The organism is Brevundimonas sp. TWP3-1-2b1 (genome assembly GCF_049896165.1).
In the GTDB taxonomy this organism is placed as follows: domain Bacteria; phylum Pseudomonadota; class Alphaproteobacteria; order Caulobacterales; family Caulobacteraceae; genus Brevundimonas; species Brevundimonas subvibrioides_B.
This window is the reverse complement of sequence record NZ_JAFCTT010000001.1, coordinates 243,084-259,247: the sequence shown is the minus strand read 5'-3', so window position 1 is coordinate 259,247 and position 16,164 is coordinate 243,084. Positions and strand designations below refer to the sequence as shown.

The following is a 16,164-nucleotide window of genomic DNA, read 5'->3' as shown; positions in this document are numbered from 1 at the left end:
ACAATTGCTCCCGGACCGGCGACGGGGGTCGCCGATCGGAATGATGCAGTCGTCAGTCGTGGAAACGGATCACCCAACCTCTGGCCGACCCCGTCTTCATGGACGAGGTTCTGTCGCAAACGCGGGCGGCGCGCATGAAACGCATACCGCCCGACCCAATGTGAAGGAACATATCACAAAACGAGGCAATTTCAAAACGTCGCAAGCGTCCCTTGCGAAACCGGCGCTATTCCTGACCCTGAGCTTTATCCGCGCTCGCGAGCGTTCAGGAACCCTTGCCGGGCTTGGGCGAGAAATATTTCTCGAACTTGCCGGTCTCGCGTTCGAACTGTTCCTTGTCCGCGGGGGGCGTGCCCTTGACCGTGATGTTGGGCCAGACCTTGGCGTATTCGGCGTTGACCTGAAGCCACTTGCCGTCCGGTTCGTCCTCGGTGTCGGGCACGATGGCGTCGACCGGGCACTCCGGTTCACAGACGCCACAGTCGATGCATTCGTCGGGCGCGATGACGAGGAAGTTCTCGCCTTCGTAGAAGCAGTCGACGGGGCAGACCTCGATGCAGTCCATGAACTTACATTTCACGCAGGCGTCGGTGACGATGTAGGTCATGGGCGGGCGATAATCGGCATTTGCGAAGGGCGGGGGAGGCCCGGGAAATGGCCCTGCGAGGGTCCGCTGTCAACCGGAGCGCCGCTAATCGGGGCTTGCAGGAAAACTCTCGTCTTCGGCCAGATCGACATAGAGGGCGCGGGCCTCCGCCGGAGGTCCGCGTCGTTCGCCCAGCGCGTCGATCCGCACGGCCTTGACGCGACCCTCCAGGGCGAAGGTCAGGTTGTCGCCGCGGTGGACGACGCGGCTGGGCTTGTCGAGCCGGACCTGTTTGCCGTTATGGGTCAGCCGAACAGCGCCTCGCTCGACCAGATCGGCGGCCAGACCGCGCGACTTCACGAACCGCGCACGCCACAGCCAGATGTCCACGCGGACGCTGTCGTCGCTCATGGGCGGCGAACGGCCGTCAATGCAGGGCCTGAAAAATCAGGGCCACGGCACTCATTGCAGGAAAGGCCAACCGCCAAATTCAAGCGACATCGACCGCAGACACCGCCAAAGCCCTCGCCGATACCGCCAGGGCGGCAATCGCGACGGGCTAGAGCCAGGCTCACGACGCCGCCTTTTTTCTCCGGAGCCGTTTGCGGCGGGCGGGTTGGGGCGCTGCCGTCAGTTCGGCCAGTTTGGCGAAGGGCGAGTCCCTGACCACGACGGGGGTCTTGCCCTCGCGGTCAGGCATCCGGGCGCGGACGGTCTTGAGGGCGGTCCAGATCGCCCGGGCGTCACCGGCGGTCCAGCCGAGGGACTTGAGTGCGTCGTCGGAAAGGATGCCCTTGTGCTCCCGGCGGAGGTCGGAGGCGCGTTCGAGATCCTCGACCGGCACGGCCCAGCGTCCGGCGGCGCGGACACCGAAGGCGGAGAGGGCGCGGGGCGACGGGGTGGCGCCGGGCAGGAGGGTCAGGCCCTCGGGCCTGGCGCGGAAGGGTTCGGCGGCGGCAAAGGCCTGGGACAGGATCCGACTGCGCGGTTTCAGGGCGCCGGGCAGCCAGACCGAATGGGTCCCGACGCGGATGGCGAAGGTCTTGATCGTCCGGCGCTCGACCTGGCTGAGGGCGGCGAGGTCGCGTTCGACGTCGCGTCGGTCGATGACGCCCCCGGCCTCCAGCAGGCGGAAGGCGATGCCGCGCGGGAGGCCTTTCAGGGCGCCGGATTCGACGGCCTGTTTGAGGCGCCGCAGGTCTCGTAGCGCCCGTCCGGCTTCGGATGCCAGCCAGGCCTCGATGCGGCGCTGGGCCCGGTCGCGGGCGGCCTGGGGACCGAGGTCGCCCATCAGGCGCACGCGGGGACTGAACGGCTCTGTGTTGATGATCTTCGCGGCGAGCGCGCCCGACCACAGGACATCGCCTTCCGGCGTGACCGAGAAGGCCTCGTCGTCATCGCTCGCCAGCTTGCCGAGGCGTCGCGCGATCTCTGGCCCGACGGCGCGCAGGGCGGCGGTCTTCAGGGTGCGGTCGGCCAGGGCCGAGCCGCCCGAGGCAATAGCGAACCGCACGCCGTCCAGATGGCCGACCGCCTCTCCGTCGACGGTGACGACGCCGTCGTCGGCGACCTCGGCCATGGTCTGGGCGTGGTCGTGCAGCGACCGCATGAGGGCCGTCGTCTTGCGGTCCACGAAACGGGCGGTCAGGCGTTCGTGCAGGACATCGGACAGCCGGTCCTCCAGCGCCCTCGCGCGCTCGCGCCAGCCCTTCATCCCGTCCAGCCAGTCCGGCCGGTTGGCGATGTAGGACAGGGTGCGGACGCCTGCGAGCCGGGCCGACAGCTGGTCGATCTGGCCGTCGTCGCGGTCGACCTCGGCGAAGCGAGGCGCGAACCAGTCGTCGGTCAATCGGCCGCGCTTGCCGGTCAGGGCATGGAAGACGTCGCGCGACAGGCGGGCGTGCTCTTCCAGCGTCGTCTTCTGGAAGTCGGGCAGCTGGCAGGCTTCCCAGAGCCGCATGATGGTCCCGCGCGAACGGCCGATCCGCTTGACCTCATCGTCCTGCAGGGCGCGACGCAGAAGGGTCTCGTCCAGAGCCTGACCGGTCAGCTTCAGGCCGGAGACATTCGGCGTCTGGACCAGCGAGCGCAACAGGTCGGGCAGGGTGTCGAAATCCAGCCGGGCGTTGCGCCACTCGATCGCCTGGATGGGGTCGAAGCGGTGCTCGACGACCTGTTCGACCAGATCCTCGTCCAGCTCCTCGGCCTCGCCGGTGACGCCGAAGGTGCCGTCGCGGATGTGGCGGCCGGCGCGGCCGGCGATCTGGGCGATCTCGTGGGCATGCAGCCAGCGGGTGCGGCGGCCGTCGAACTTGCGCATCCCGGCGAAGGCGACATGGTCGACGTCCATGTTCAGCCCCATGCCGATGGCGTCGGTGGCGACCAGGAAGTCGACCTCGCCGGACTGGAACAGGGCCACCTGGGCGTTACGGGTGCGAGGGGACAGGCTGCCCATCACCACCGCCGCCCCGCCGCGCTGGCGCCGGATAAGTTCGGCGATGGCGTAAACCTGCTCGGTGCTGAAGGCGACGATCGCGCTGCGCCGGGGCAGGCGGGTCAGCTTCTTGGACCCCGCATAGGTCAGGTTCGACAGCCGCTCGCGGGTGACGATCTCCAGATCGGGGATCAGCCGGCGCATCAGGGGCGCCATGGTGGAGGCGCCCAGGAACATGGTCTCGAACCGGCCCCGCGCATGGAGCAGGCGCTGGGTGAAGACGTGACCCCGCTCCGGGTCGGCGGCCAGCTGGATCTCGTCGATGGCCAGGAACTCGACCTCGCGCTCCAACGGCATGGCCTCGACCGTGCAGACCCAGAAATGGGGCCGGGCCGGGATGATCTTCTCTTCGCCGGTGATCAGGGCGACGGCATTGGCGCCGCGCTGTTTGACGATCCGCTCATAGATCTCGCGCGCCAGCAGCCGCAGCGGCAGGCCGATCATGCCTGACGCATGACCCAGCATCCGTTCGACCGCCAGATGGGTCTTGCCGGTATTGGTCGGCCCCAGCACCGCGACGACGCGGGACGGGGCGAGGCCGGTGGGGCGGTCGCTCATGGTCTCAACAAGGTGGCGATTCGGTGGGGGTTCCTCAAGCGGGATTGTGCGATCTCTCCCTCCCATTCGGGGGAGGGTGGTCGCGCCAGCGACCGGGTGGGGGCGGCCGCGCGACCGAGCGACGCCGCCTCCGTGGGTCTTTCGCCTTGCCGCCCCCACCCGACTTCGCTTCGCTCAGCCACCCTCCCCCGAGTGGGAGGGAGAGGTTAGGTCAGCATCGCCTCGATCTGGCCCAGCCGTTCCTTGCCGAAGAACATCTCGTCGCCGACGAAGAAGGTGGGGGCTCCGAAGGCGCCGCGTTCGACAGCGGCGGCCGTGTTGTCGGCCAGTTTCGCCTTGACCGCGTCGGTCTGGGCCAGGGCGATCAGCCGTTCGGCGTCAAGACCGGCCTCGGTCAGGACCGAGGCGAGGACGGCCGGGTCGCCCATCGGGAGGCCACGCTCCCAGAAGCCGGCGAGGACCCCGTCGAGATAGCGGTCGAACTCGTCGCCGGGTTCGCAGGCGCAAAGGCCGCGCATGGCCAGCAAACTGTTGACCGGGAAATGCGGGTTCATCTGGAAATCCTCCAACCCGTGCGCCTTCACGAAGCGGCGAATCTCCAGCATCTCGTAGTCGAGCTTGCCCTTGATCCCGGCATAGGCGCTGAACGGCGCCTGGTTGCCCGTGGCCTTGAAGATGCCACCCAGAAGACAGGGGATGACGTTGACCGCCGCACCCGTGCGCCCGACCAGCTCCGGCAGGGCACGCTCGGCCAGATAGGCGTTCAGGCTGGCGAAATCGAAGATGAAGTCGATGGTTGCGGTCACCAGTTTTCCTTCCATGGGCGCAGGTCCAGTTCGAAGGTCCAGGCGCTGCGTTGCTGATTGTGCAGCCAGACGTAGTTTTTTGCGATCTCGTCGGGTTTCAGGATCGCGTCCTCGTCCAGCAGGCTCTGGATGTCGGGGGCGATGGAGCGGGCGAAGGTCCCGTCGATCATGCCGTCGACGACGACGTGGGCGACGTGGAGACCCTGGGGTCCCATCTCGCGGGCCAGGCTCTGGGCCAATTGGCGCAGCGCCGCCTTGGCCCCGGCGAAGGCGGAGAAGCCCGCGCCGCCCCGGGTCGAGGCCGTGGCGCCGGTGAACAGGATGGAGCCTTTGCCGCGCGGGCCCATGACGCGGGCGGCCTCGCGTCCGGTGAAGAAGCCGGCCAGGGCGGCCATCTCCCAGACCTTGGAATAGACCTGGGCGGTGGTCTCGACGACCGGGAAGCGGACGTTCGCGCCGATGTTGAAGACGACGACCTCGAGCGGGCCGATCTCGGCCTCGATCCGGTCGACCAGGGCGATCATCCCGGCCTCGTTCCGGGCGTCGACGCCGAAGGCGTGGGCCTGACCGCCCTCGGCGCGGATCGAGTCGGCGAGCGCCTCAAGCTGTTCCAGATGTCGCGGACGGCGGGTGACGCAGACCGCGAGGCCTTCCCGGGCAAAGGCGCGCGCGATGGCCGATCCGACGCCGTCTCCGGCGCCGACGATCAGACAGGACGGCGTGGACGGCATGGCGATCTCCGGCGGCAGCGAGACCGTTTCATATCGAAACTAAGTCGTCAACGCGCGATGGGCGCCCCGGGCAGGGCGGCGCTTAACGGCAGACGACAATGCGGTGGAACAGGCGCGAAACGAATCGGGACCGAATCAGCGACACGGCCAGATTCGGGGTTTGTTCACCCCAAGATATTGTATCTTAAGACCGATTAACCACAAACTGATTTCGCCAGGACGCGGCGACTGTTGCTCCACGGGTTTACGGAGCGGGGCGCAACCCGCTAGGGACAGGCCGCGTGGCCCCGTAGCTCAGCCGGATAGAGCAAGGCTTTCCTAAAGCAGAGGTCGGGGGTTCGAGTCCCTCCGGGGTCGCCATTAAATCAATGCCTTAGCGGACCAGCCGCGCGGGCTGTTTCTCTGGGGACACACAGGGGACACGAAAGCCCGGCAACAGGCCCCTGAAATTGTCGGAACCGGCCCCTTCTGTAGGAGGGGGGCTCCGGCACTGTCCGGGTCATGGAAGCTCCTGCCTTCGCCACGTCCCGGACTTGGCCTGCCCCGAACCCCGCCCTTGCCGCCGCCGTGATGGGCTCGATCATGGCGGGTCAGGGCCTCTGCGAAGTTTCCGACTCCCAACCGTGGTCGGCAATCGAGCGGGGAACCGAGTTCGACCGCTGCGCTCACTGGATCGCCGACGCCCTCAAGTCCGCCAGCCTGACCGCTGCTGAGGTCCGGGAAGGCGTGGTGGGCGGCTGGTTCCACCTCTGGTCCGGCAAGGACGTCGAAGGGGCCATGGTCTCCGAGATCGTCGCCTCGCCCCGTCTCCGGGCAATCCACGTCTTCGCGGCGGGTGGGACGCTGGGCGCTGTCGCCAAGCTGACCCCGGACATTGAACGGTTCGCCCGGATGGCCGGCTGCAACTTCGGCGGCGCGACCGGCCGGAAGGGCTGGATCCGATTCCTGCGACGCTTCGGCTACGCGCCAGCCGCGCTGACCACTGTCGAAAAGGAACTGTAGCGTGGGACTTTCACTCAACGGCGGGAAGGGAAAGAGCAAGACGAAGGAGGTGGTGGATCAGACGCAGGTCAACACCCTTTCGGATCGTGCGTCCGGTCTGCTGACCAGCGGGATCGGCAACCTCCAGGGCAAGAGTTACCGCGAGTTGGACCCGACCTCCATCGCCCGCTTCACCGACCCCTATAACAAGGACGTCCGCGACGCGACGATGGGCCAGCTTGGCTACGAGCGCGACGTCGCGGCAAACAAGCAGAAGGCAGAGTTCGCACGGGCCGGTGCGTTCGGTGACGACCGCCGGGCCGTTTATGAGGCTGAGCTTGGCGGCCAGTACGACCGCACCGCCGCCTCCACCTTGGCCGGTCTAAACAGCGCGGGATATTCGCAGGCCCTCGGCGCGGCCCAGACCGAAAATCAGGACTTCAACCAGTACAACCTCGGCATCCAAGAACTGATCAATCAACTGATTTCGCAGTTCGGAAACGAAGGCACGTCGCGGACCAACGGCATGACGACCGGAAGCCAGACGGGTTACCAGTTCGGCTTCAACGGCTCGCCCTTTGGCAAGCAAGCGGGAGGCTGAGCGATGGCCCGCGATGTAATCGGCGACAAGCTCCGCGAGATCGAGGCCCTGAACCGCCTCGGCCTGCTGTCACCCGCTCCCGGCCAGCGTGGGCTTCTGCCACCCGCAGCGCCCGCCATGGGGCTGTTGTCAGGGGGTATGGGGTCGGACCCCCGTTCGCCGACCGGTGGGGGCTCGTCGGCACCCCCGCCCTTGGTGGGCCGTGAAGGAATGGCGTCGCTTATGGCGGCGGTCAATGCGAAGCCGAACATCGGCGGCCCGCAGCCTCGCGGCCTGCTCGCTCCGCCGGACGCCCCGAAGGCGCAGCCAGGCGGCTTACTTGCCGCTGTCTCGGGTCAGGGGCCTGCGTCCATTGCCCCGCCTACGCAATCCCGACAGCGCCCGAGCCTCTGGTCTACGCTCGATGATGTCCTGTTCGGCGGCGCTGCCGGTGAGCGGGCGTCCGAACGCCGCCAGCGCGACCAGGGCGAGGCGGCTCAGGCCGCACATCGTGACGCCTTCGCCGCCGCGTCGGCAGGAGGTTCGTTTAACCCGGCCGACTATCAGGCGCGCATGGCGGAGCTGGGCCAAGCCCCCGACATGGCGGGCATGACGCAGCTTGAAGGCATGACGGACAGTCAGGACGTGCGCGGCTTCCGTGGCCGGACTGAACGCCGGAACGTCACGGCGGGGGCCTTGGCTCCCACGCTTGGCTTGCCCGAAGAGCAACAACCCCAAGCGTTCCAGGGCGCGTCCGACTATCTGGCGCAAGAGGGCTACAGGTTTGATCCGACAACCCCGCCCGCCGCTGTCGCCTCGATGGTTGGCGGCGCTATGGGCGCTGACCCATTCCTCGATAACCGCCGGGGTGACCGGGTGCAGGGGGAGCAAGAGCGCAGCAACCAAGCTGCCGAAGCCTACCGCTCGCAGGATCTAGGGTTCCGCCAGAGCGAAAGCGCAGCCGACCGGGAGTTTCGCCAGTCCCGCGCGGCTGCGGATGACGAGTATCGCTACGACGCTCTCGACGTGACGAAGCTTGGCCTCACCACGCCCAACAGCACGGGCGACGTTATGGCCCCGATCCTGAACAAGATCGCAACCATGGGCATTGAGGCCCTGACGCCGGGCGAAGCTGCAATCTGGCAGAACTATCAGCGCTCATCGCAGCAGCCGTTCGGAGCCTATCCTGGCATGGGGGCTCCGCTCCCCGGCGTGGGCGCAGCTCCGGTTGCCCCGCAGGCAGCAGCGCAGACCCCGCGTGATCCCTTCCCCGGTATCCGCGAGGGCGATGTCGTGACGCAGGACGGCGTTCGCTACATGCGCCGTGGCAACCAGATGGTGCCGGCCAACTAATGCAGTTCAACCCGAACCGTCCGTTCGAACGTCAGCCTGCGACCCAGACACCCGCAACGGGGACGCCTGCGACCGGCTTCAACCCGGCCTCGCCGTTCAACGTCGAACGTCGGGTGCTGCGATACGATACCGACCAAGGCCCCGCCTTTGTCAGCGCGCGACCGGACGGAAGCACATGGCTGGAAACGCAGGGCGGTGCGTCGGGTCCGCTGGACCGCTTCCCTACGGCCCGGCCCGTCTATGCCGAGTCTCTCCAAGCCGCGCCCCCGGCGGCTGGCCCGGTCGCTGTGGAGGCGCAGCCGCGCCGAACCCTTTGGGACCGCGTTACCTCTACGGCGGGCCGTCAGACCCGCGAAGGTCTGGCACAGGCGGCGGCTCGCTTCCTGATCAAGCCAGACGATCAGACTCACACGGACCCCGCGACGGGTCAGAGCTTCACTTACCGCAGCCTCGGCACACAGCTTCGAAGCGACGAGCGCGCCAGCCGCGAAACCTATGGGCAGACCGTTCAGGGGGACGAGTGGTATCGCGCCCCCGGCGGCCTGCAAGGTCGAGCCGTGGCGGGCGCAGCGACCCTCGCGGGGACGGTGGCGGGTGCACTGTCCGATCCTACGAACCTGCTCGGCCTCGGCGGAAAGACCATCCTTCAAAGGGTGCTGGGAGAGGTGGCCGTGAACGCCGCCTCTGATGCGGGCGCGCAAGGTTTCGACCTAGGGTCCGGCGTCCAGCAAGGCGGCTATGACCCGGGCCGGACTGCGCTTGCCGGAGTCGTCGGCGGCGTAATCGGTGGCGGCGTCCACGGTGTTGAGGCGGGAGGTCGGGCGGTAGCTGACGCTGGCCGCCGCGTGTTCGACTATGGACGCTGGGCAGGCGAGAGCCTGAACGCCCGCGTTGCGAACCCTGTCCCCGAGTTCGGCGCTGGTATGGATACCGGGTCTGTCGCCCGGGCTCGCCCTGACGTTGCCGCCCGCGCTGCCCCTGTGGCGCGCATGGCCCCCGCTCCCGCTACCATCGCTCCGCACATCGCCCGCGCTTCTGAACGCTCGGGAGTGTCGGCGGATTACCTGACGAACCTTGCCCGCCGTGAGAGCGCGTTCAATCCCTCGGCCGCCGCCGGAACGTCCACCGCTCGCGGCCTGTATCAGTTCACCGAAGACACCTGGCTTGGAACGCTTCGCCGTCACGCGGCTGATCTGGGTGTGTCTGACATTGACGCCCGGATTCGCAGCAACCCGTTCGCCGTGCTGGCGATGCGGAACGATCCCGACCTGTCGTCGCGGGCTGCGGCCGCTCTGACACAGGACAACGCCGCCAGCCTCCGCCGGACCTTGGGTCGCAATCCCACGGATGCCGAGCTTTACACGGCCCACTTCCTAGGGGACGGCAACGCTGGCCGTCTGGCGATGGCCGCTCCTGACGCCAACGCAGCCAGCATGTTCCCGGCCGCTGCCCGCGCGAACCGATCGATCTTCTATGAAGGCCGTCGCGCTCGCACCGTGGCGGAAGTGCAAGCCCGTCTTGCCCAAGGGTTCGGGGCGGGTGGAGCCCCGGTCACGTCACGTGGGGTGGCTTCCACCTACGCAGAACCCGGCGTGTCTCGGGAGGCCTCGCCTTCGGTCGCATCGACCTTCAACCCCTCGCGGCTGGACAATGCTGCGCTAGGGAGTGATGGACCACAGGTTGCCCGCGCCGTTGACCTCCCGACCTCGCGGCTCGCTGAAGTCGAGACGCCGACCGCTGTCAGCACCCCTTCCCCCGGCGAGCCGCTTCGCCCCGTCGATGGCGAACGCCTGAGCGCGCCCGCTGCTGATACTGCCTTTGACCCCGGTCGCCCCTTTGAGAAGCTGAACGCCCCGGAGGCGAGAGCCTTCAACCCGGCAAAGCCCTTCACTCCCGAAAAGCTCAACGTCGATTTAGGGGGATATGCAGGCCGCATCGGCCAGACCATGCCCTCGGGCGGTCAAACTGTCGGCGGGCTGCGGGACGCACCGCGACCGGACGCCATCGCTCGGGGAGCGGGGGCCGATTACGCCGGCAAGACCGTCTCGCAGTTGGCGGATGACCTCCGCTCCGCCTTGGGCCTGACGCATCGTCAAGGGCGGGTCACGGCCAAGAAGGCGCTGGGCGAGTACGACACCGGCTCCGGCGTGATCCGCACGAAGGCCGTTCAAGAGCTGGACGTTTTGGCCCACGAAGCGACCCACGCGCTGGAGTTCGAGATCAAGGGGCCGACCCTGTCTGCGGCGCTACAGACCCACGCGAAGCACCTCGAAACCCTCGCCTATCCGGGCGCGGCTCCCGGCGTGAAGCGTGAGGAGGGCTTTGCGGAGTTTGGCCGCTGGTATTTGAGCAACCCAGACCATGCCCGCCGGATCGCACCGGACTTCTACGACGCCTTCGAAGCTGCGATGGCGAAAGACGCGCCTAACGCCCTGGCCGGGATGCAGGCAGTTCAGGCCGGTTATCAAAACCTGCTGGCGTCGGCGTCGATCGATGTCGCCAAAGGCTCGCTTGCCTACACCGGAAGCAAAGGCCCCATCGGAAACCTTGTCGATGAGGTCCGCCGTAGCGGCCCCGGTTCAACGCTCCGCCGTGTTGTGGATGATCTTTACACCGCAGCCATTGACGATCTGCATCCGGTAGCCGTCGCCGTCCGCAAGCTCAGCGAAATATACGCAGAGAACACCGGCAAGAAGCTGGAGCTGAAGCGCGCCAACGATCCATACGCGCTGGCACGCCTGTCCCGTGAAGCCTACGCCGCAGGGCATGGCGACCTCATGAACGGGGTTACGCCCTATCGCACTGTGGACGCGGAGGGCGCATCGCTGGCGGATGCGCTGGCGACCGCTGGCCTCGACACGACCGCGACCGGGAAGATCAAGAGCGACGCGCTGAAGGAGTTCGATGTCTACCTGATCGCTCGCCGGATGGTTCACGAGTGGGACCGTTATGCGAAGGGCGATCTTCCGAACCCGCCCGACCGCAACACCAAGGCTTTTCACGAGCAGGTTATCGCTGATGCAGAGGCCTCGAACCCGACGTGGGGCAAGGCGGCGGATCAGGTCTACGAGTTCCTGAATAACCTCTGGAAAAAGGAGTTCGACGCCGGGCTGATCACGGAGGCCAGCTATCGGCACGGTCTGGACGCCCACGAATCCTACGTCCCGTTGATGCGCGATATGAGCGACAAGGGACTGGGCAAGGCCGGGAAACCACGGGGCGCCCTCCAGTTTGCGGGCGGGGTGAAGGCGTTCGAAGGCTCCAGCCGGGACATCATCTCCCCGCTGTCCTCGATCATGCGCCGCGCCTATGAGCTAAACGCGATCATCAAGAAAAACGACGTGATGCTGGCGCTGGATGATCTGGCCCAGGCGGCGGGCCGTGGGGCTGGCTCCATTGTCGAACGCCTGCCTGCGAAGGAGATCGAAGCCTTCACCGTCAACGCGGCAGACGCGCTCCAGAAGACGGCCGATGAGTTGGAGCTGTCGGGCCGCGACCTGTCCACCATGCAGAAGTTCGCCGACGATGCGCAGGCATCAGATGCGATGATCACCCTGTTCAAGCAATCCGAGTTCAGCCCTCGTAAGGGGGAGTCGGTCGTGTTCGTTTGGCGCAATGGGCAGAAGACGCCGCTGCTGCTGCCGGATGGCGAGTTCGGCAAGGCGATGTTCGAATCCCTCGCGGGGATGAACAAGCAACTCACCAACGTGGTGGTCGATAGCATGGCTGCCGCGACCCAGCTCCTCCGCTACGGCGTTACGCTGAGCCCTGAGTTCATGGGGGCGAACCTCGTGCGCGACGCCCTGGCGACGTGGATCAACTCGGACGTGGGCTTCGTCCCTGTGGTCGATACGATCCGGGGCGGAATCTTGGAGGTGGCGCAGGGCCAGACCGCCAAGCGCTACGCCAATGCGGGCGGGATGCGCGGCGGGGCGAACGTGGCCGCCACGTCCAAGCCTTTCCCGAAGACCGATGCAGAGGCGGAAGCCCAGCTACAGCACCTTCGCCGCAAAGGCTGGAAGATCAAGCGTTACGCCTCGTGGCGTGGGCTGGCGGAGTTTACCGACCTGTCCGAGACCTCGACCCGCATGGGCGTGTTCGCCAAGGGTTTTGACAAGGCGAAGAAGCAAGGCCTCACCGATTACGAGGCGATCATCGAAAGCGGGTTCACCTCGCGCGACTACCTCGACTTCGGCCGGCGCGGTTCGAAGATGATGACGGCCTCTCGGGTCGTCACCTTCCTGAACGCAGCACTCCAAGGTCTCGACAAGAGCGTTCGCGTCCTGTCGGCCGGGGGTAACCTCCAGCGCGTGCTTCTGCCCCTGACCAAGGAAGCCCGGACCCCTGCCGAGAAGGCGGCGTTGGGCCATGCCTACAAGGCCTGGGCGAAAGTCTCCGCTCTGGGCGCCCTCGGGCTCGGTCTGCGGATGCTCTATGCTGATGACCCTGAATATCAGGAGATCAACACCACTCTTCGCGCGACGAACTGGATCTTCCGTTCGGGAGGCTCGTGGATCTTCATTCCCAAGCCGTTCGAGCTGGCGACAATCTCCAACATTCTGGAGCGTGGCTACGAAGGAACGGTGCTGAAAGACCCGCTGGCGGGCGAACGCCTGCTGTCCGACTTCCGCCACACCATCGCTCCGCCCTCGGAAATCCCTGCGCTGTCGGTGCCGTTCCACATCGCCTCGAACCGCGACTATCTGGACCGTCCGATTGTCCCCGATCACCTGCGCGGCACAGTCGATCCGGAAATGCAGTTCACCGGCTTCACGTCGGACCTCGGCAAGCTGATTGGACGAACGTTCAAGGTCTCCCCCGCCGTGGTCGATTACGTCGTGACCGGGTTTGGCGGCTCGCTGGGCCGCTACGTTCTCCAAGGGTCCAACATCGTGGGCGAAGCCGCCACCGGCCGCCCTCGCACTGCTGCGGGGCCTGAGGATATGTTCCTCGCCCGGCGCTTCGTCCGCCAGATCGCACGGGGCTCCGTGTCGCAGGGTCAGTTCTGGGATCAGGTTTCGCGCGACGGCGGCAGGATGGTTCGGGCGGAAGGTTCGTTCCGATCCCTCATGAAAGAGGGCAAGGACGCAGAGGCGACTGCCTACCTCAACCGTCTTGACCCTGACGAGCGCGCCTATGTGGCGGCCAAGGTCTTCTCAGAGGACGGGTCCAGCCGCGATCATCCGCTCGTGCGCGTTCAGAACGTGGTCTCGATCCTGAGCGACTTCCGCACGGCAGTCCGTGACGGGTCGCTGCGAGACCAGACCGCCACGACGATACGGCTCACGCCACAGCAGCGTCGCACGATCGACAACGCCATAGGGGACCTGGCCCAAGCGGAGATGCGCAACGCTCTGATCGAAGCCAAGGTGAAGGGCTGGGAACAGAAGCAGCCCATGGACACCTACGCAGCTGCCGCCCGGATTGGTCGGGCCGATCCCGCCGTAGCCGGCCAACTGCAAGGCTGGCTGGCGCTGGCCCGTGCGCCGACCGTGTTCGCACCAGGTGAGCTGGCCGCCTCGCAAGCCCGCTGGCAGGCAACCGCGCCCGCCTTCCGGGGTCGGGTGGACCCCGCACAGATGGCGCCCGTGATGCAGAGGGAGCGCCAGTCCTCGGGAGACCGCCTTGCGCGCTACAGGGAAGGCCAGAGGGCGGCGGGCGCGTCTAGGTCGGCGTCACCGGCCCCGATGGGCCTGCTTGCCCCTCCTGCGGCCTCTCAGGGGCAGTCTGCGTCCATGGGGCTGCTGGCCCCTCCGTCTGGCCGTCCCGCCCCTCGTGGCCTTTTGGCTCCCCAATGATCGATCACCTGTTTCAAGAGCTGTTCCCGCCCGTCTGGGTGAAGGAGACGGAGGACACTCTCGTGCTGTTCCGATGGCTAGCCGAGCCGGTCGATGCTGACGCGGCGAGCGCCCTGCTGGTTGCCAACGGCGGCGACAGCGCAGTCATCACCGCAGACCCGACCCCAAACGGAAGCCGCCTGTTCCCCGCAGAGGCCGGGATGGTCCTGCACCTGAGCGCGGCCGATGCCGCCTCCATCAAGAGCCGGACGGTTGTGCTGGCGCTCTGGCTGGACGGTCAGGTGATGAGCCGAGAGCCCGACACAACGGGCCAGGTTATTGTCTCAGATTGGGCGTTCGCTCCAGCGGAGGGACACGCATGAAAGCCAGCAGCACACCAGCCGGGGAACGGGTGAAGGCTTCGAACCTGACCGACGAACTTCGGGCCGCCATCGTGCGCCGTCTAGCCGAGGGAACCTTGAAAACAGCAAGGCAGGATCAACCGCATGGCCTTTAAGCGAGGCAAAAGCGGGAACCCTGATGGACGCCCGCCCGGACCTAACAAGATCACGATGGCGGCGCGTCAGCGGATCGTGGAGGAGTGTGACCCCATTGGGTTCCTGTCGTCCGTGATGAAGGGTGAACCCCAGGTGACGGGCGAAGGTGAGGGGGCCGCGACCTATCAACCGACCCTCGCGGACATGATGGCTGCGGGGCGCTCGCTGCTGGGCAAGGTGGTGCCCGAGGCGAAGGACCGGCCGCTGGCGTTCGACGTCGGGGAGATCACCGGCCCCAAGGATGCGCTCGCCTGTATGGGCCGGGTGATCGCCAGCATGGGCGCCGGGGACATCACGCCAACCGAGGCAACGTCGGTCATGAACGTGGTCGGCCTGTACGTGAAGGCGTGGGAAGCGAATGATTTGGAACAACGACTGGCGGCACTGGAGGCAAAGGCATGAACCCGATGAGCAAACGCGTAGCTCGACTGGAGGGCGCGGACCACAGCGCGCCGCTTCGGGACATCTCCCTGCTAGGCCCGGCTGATCCCGATGTCGGAGACTGGCCCGACCGCACCCCCGCCTGCCCACCCCGCTCAATCCGTATCGTTGGCGTCGAACCTCGGAGGAATTATGTACAAGCCCGTTGAACGTCGCATTTCGGCGCTGGAGGCCGTGTCGCCCAAGGATGATGAACGGACCTGGCCTTGGGTTCGCCTGATCTGGGAACGGGGAGAACCGGAGCCGGTTATCCCGCCTCGCCACAATGCAATCATCTCCAGGGTTGTAACACCGGGCGATCCTCCCGAGTGGATGGCCATGACTGGAGACGCTGCATGAAGGCGTTAAGCCGCATCGCCGCACTTGAGGGCAGGGGCGCACTGTCGACCGATGAACGCCGCTGGCCGTGGGTGTGTCTGGCATGGCGGGAAGGTGACGCAGAGCCGGTGCCGCCTCCCAATTACCACGCGGTCATCATCCGTAAGCCTGCCCAGGAGCCCCGCGCATGACCGCCCGTAGTCGTATCGCCAAGCTGGAAACCGGCAACGGCCAAACGCCAATCCACGAGGACTGGCTGGAGCTACTGGAGGACCCGTCTCCAGAGAACCAGGCACGATTTGAGGCCCGCTTCCCTCGGTCCAATGAATCCGCCGTCGCCCGTTTCCTCGATAGCCTCGCCTGAACCACTCGCCACAAGATCACTTGACCATCTGCTCTGGCGAAGGCGTGTCGCGCGACGCTGCGTTATCTGGCCTGAGAGTGCCAATCCCTCAGATTACCACACGGGCAGGGTGCCCCGGATCGATCAGCGGCCCACTAGCGTCGAGCATGTCGCTCGTCGTTTGGTCGGCCGCCTTCAGAAAATCCTCAAGGGAGCCTGGGGGCTCAAGCTTCATCGGGCTTCTCCACCTCGTTGACGACCTGAGTTCCCTAGAAGAGAGGGCGCTCGCTGGCTCGTTCGCACTCCCCAGTGAAGGTGGCCGGTCCCCCGACAACGTCACCTCCCGTCACGTCTACGGTGCCAGTCATACGGTTGATCACCACCAGCGGGCGGTTGATCCAGTTCAGGGACGCTCGGCCCCTGATCTCTCGATCAGAGATTTCGACGTCGTTCAGGGTCCGCCAACCGTCTGCCTCACCCCTGCCAGCGATCTGGTAGATGATCCCAGTCGGTAGTCGAACGCGGACGACCTCCTCCACGACCTCGACATCCATCCGTTGGCGGGCCTGGCCGCCGCCGGCAGAAGACACGCCGTAGCAAACCAAGACAAGTGCTTCTGCGATCATGCACTAGGCTCCT

13 protein-coding genes and 1 tRNA gene are annotated in these 16,164 nt (G+C 66.5%); 8 read left to right on the top strand and 6 right to left on the bottom strand.

Annotation, left to right across the window (positions count from 1 at the left end):
* Window positions 1–265: 265 nt before the first annotated feature.
* From fdxA to ACP7AB_RS01245, 5 genes are all read right to left on the bottom strand, one after another.
* Window positions 266–607 carry a ferredoxin FdxA gene (fdxA, locus tag ACP7AB_RS01265; protein ID WP_303695112.1) on the bottom strand — a complete coding sequence of 114 codons (342 nt, stop codon included), beginning with the start codon at window positions 605–607 and terminating at the stop codon, window positions 266–268.
* An 84-nt stretch (window positions 608–691) separates the two neighbouring features.
* The gene (locus ACP7AB_RS01260; RefSeq protein WP_425988085.1) at window positions 692–997 is read right to left on the bottom strand and encodes an RNA-binding S4 domain-containing protein; all 306 of its coding nucleotides are present in this window, start codon (window positions 995–997) and stop codon (window positions 692–694) included.
* Between the two features lie 160 nt (window positions 998–1,157).
* Window positions 1,158–3,638, bottom strand: coding sequence for a helicase-related protein (locus ACP7AB_RS01255; RefSeq protein WP_425988083.1), 2,481 nt, complete (start codon window positions 3,636–3,638; stop codon window positions 1,158–1,160).
* A gap of 206 nt (window positions 3,639–3,844) precedes the next feature.
* Complete coding sequence (locus ACP7AB_RS01250; RefSeq protein WP_425988081.1) at window positions 3,845–4,444, bottom strand: 2-hydroxychromene-2-carboxylate isomerase; 600 nt, start codon at window positions 4,442–4,444, stop codon at window positions 3,845–3,847.
* Window positions 4,441–5,175 (bottom strand): SDR family NAD(P)-dependent oxidoreductase, encoded by a 735-nt coding sequence (locus ACP7AB_RS01245; RefSeq protein ID WP_425988078.1) that lies wholly within the window; start codon window positions 5,173–5,175, stop codon window positions 4,441–4,443. The genes ACP7AB_RS01250 and ACP7AB_RS01245 overlap by 4 nt, the downstream gene beginning before the upstream one ends.
* Window positions 5,176–5,458: 283 nt before the next feature.
* On the opposite strand from ACP7AB_RS01245, the gene ACP7AB_RS01240 reads away from it, so the two are divergent.
* From ACP7AB_RS01240 to ACP7AB_RS01205, 8 genes are all read left to right on the top strand, one after another.
* Window positions 5,459–5,535, top strand: a tRNA-Arg gene (locus ACP7AB_RS01240).
* A 141-nt stretch (window positions 5,536–5,676) separates the two neighbouring features.
* The gene (locus tag ACP7AB_RS01235) at window positions 5,677–6,177 is read left to right on the top strand and encodes a hypothetical protein (protein ID WP_426046075.1); all 501 of its coding nucleotides are present in this window, start codon (window positions 5,677–5,679) and stop codon (window positions 6,175–6,177) included.
* 1 nt (window position 6,178) lies between these two features.
* A complete protein-coding gene (locus ACP7AB_RS01230; protein WP_426046074.1) occupies window positions 6,179–6,757 on the top strand; it encodes a hypothetical protein in 579 nt (192 codons plus the stop codon).
* A gap of 3 nt (window positions 6,758–6,760) precedes the next feature.
* Window positions 6,761–8,089 carry a hypothetical protein gene (locus tag ACP7AB_RS01225; protein WP_426046073.1) on the top strand — a complete coding sequence of 443 codons (1,329 nt, stop codon included), beginning with the start codon at window positions 6,761–6,763 and terminating at the stop codon, window positions 8,087–8,089.
* Between the two features lie 287 nt (window positions 8,090–8,376).
* Window positions 8,377–13,887, top strand: coding sequence for an LPD38 domain-containing protein (locus ACP7AB_RS01220; protein ID WP_426046072.1), 5,511 nt, complete (start codon window positions 8,377–8,379; stop codon window positions 13,885–13,887).
* The gene (locus tag ACP7AB_RS01215; protein WP_426046071.1) at window positions 13,884–14,249 is read left to right on the top strand and encodes a hypothetical protein; all 366 of its coding nucleotides are present in this window, start codon (window positions 13,884–13,886) and stop codon (window positions 14,247–14,249) included. The genes ACP7AB_RS01220 and ACP7AB_RS01215 overlap by 4 nt, the downstream gene beginning before the upstream one ends.
* A gap of 189 nt (window positions 14,250–14,438) precedes the next feature.
* Window positions 14,439–14,825 (top strand): hypothetical protein, encoded by a 387-nt coding sequence (locus tag ACP7AB_RS01210; RefSeq protein ID WP_426046070.1) that lies wholly within the window; start codon window positions 14,439–14,441, stop codon window positions 14,823–14,825.
* Window positions 14,826–15,369: 544 nt separating this feature from the next.
* On the top strand, window positions 15,370–15,546 hold the full coding sequence (locus ACP7AB_RS01205) for a hypothetical protein (protein WP_426046069.1): 177 nt from the start codon (window positions 15,370–15,372) through the stop codon (window positions 15,544–15,546).
* A 248-nt stretch (window positions 15,547–15,794) separates the two neighbouring features.
* Here ACP7AB_RS01205 and ACP7AB_RS01200 read toward each other — a convergent pair whose 3' ends face one another.
* Complete coding sequence (locus ACP7AB_RS01200; protein WP_426046068.1) at window positions 15,795–16,151, bottom strand: hypothetical protein; 357 nt, start codon at window positions 16,149–16,151, stop codon at window positions 15,795–15,797.
* Between the last annotated feature and the right edge of the window lie 13 nt (window positions 16,152–16,164).

Coding starts and splice junctions, on each gene's coding strand:
- fdxA (WP_303695112.1), bottom strand. CDS start 607: ATGACCTACATCGTCACCGACGCCTGCGTGAAATGTAAGTTCATGGAC.
- ACP7AB_RS01260 (WP_425988085.1), bottom strand. CDS start 997: ATGAGCGACGACAGCGTCCGCGTGGACATCTGGCTGTGGCGTGCGCGG.
- ACP7AB_RS01255 (WP_425988083.1), bottom strand. CDS start 3,638: ATGAGCGACCGCCCCACCGGCCTCGCCCCGTCCCGCGTCGTCGCGGTG.
- ACP7AB_RS01245 (WP_425988078.1), bottom strand. CDS start 5,175: ATGCCGTCCACGCCGTCCTGTCTGATCGTCGGCGCCGGAGACGGCGTC.
- ACP7AB_RS01235 (WP_426046075.1), top strand. CDS start 5,677: ATGGAAGCTCCTGCCTTCGCCACGTCCCGGACTTGGCCTGCCCCGAAC.
- ACP7AB_RS01225 (WP_426046073.1), top strand. CDS start 6,761: ATGGCCCGCGATGTAATCGGCGACAAGCTCCGCGAGATCGAGGCCCTG.
- ACP7AB_RS01215 (WP_426046071.1), top strand. CDS start 13,884: ATGATCGATCACCTGTTTCAAGAGCTGTTCCCGCCCGTCTGGGTGAAG.
- ACP7AB_RS01210 (WP_426046070.1), top strand. CDS start 14,439: ATGGCGGCGCGTCAGCGGATCGTGGAGGAGTGTGACCCCATTGGGTTC.
- ACP7AB_RS01205 (WP_426046069.1), top strand. CDS start 15,370: ATGACCGCCCGTAGTCGTATCGCCAAGCTGGAAACCGGCAACGGCCAA.
- ACP7AB_RS01200 (WP_426046068.1), bottom strand. CDS start 16,151: ATGATCGCAGAAGCACTTGTCTTGGTTTGCTACGGCGTGTCTTCTGCC.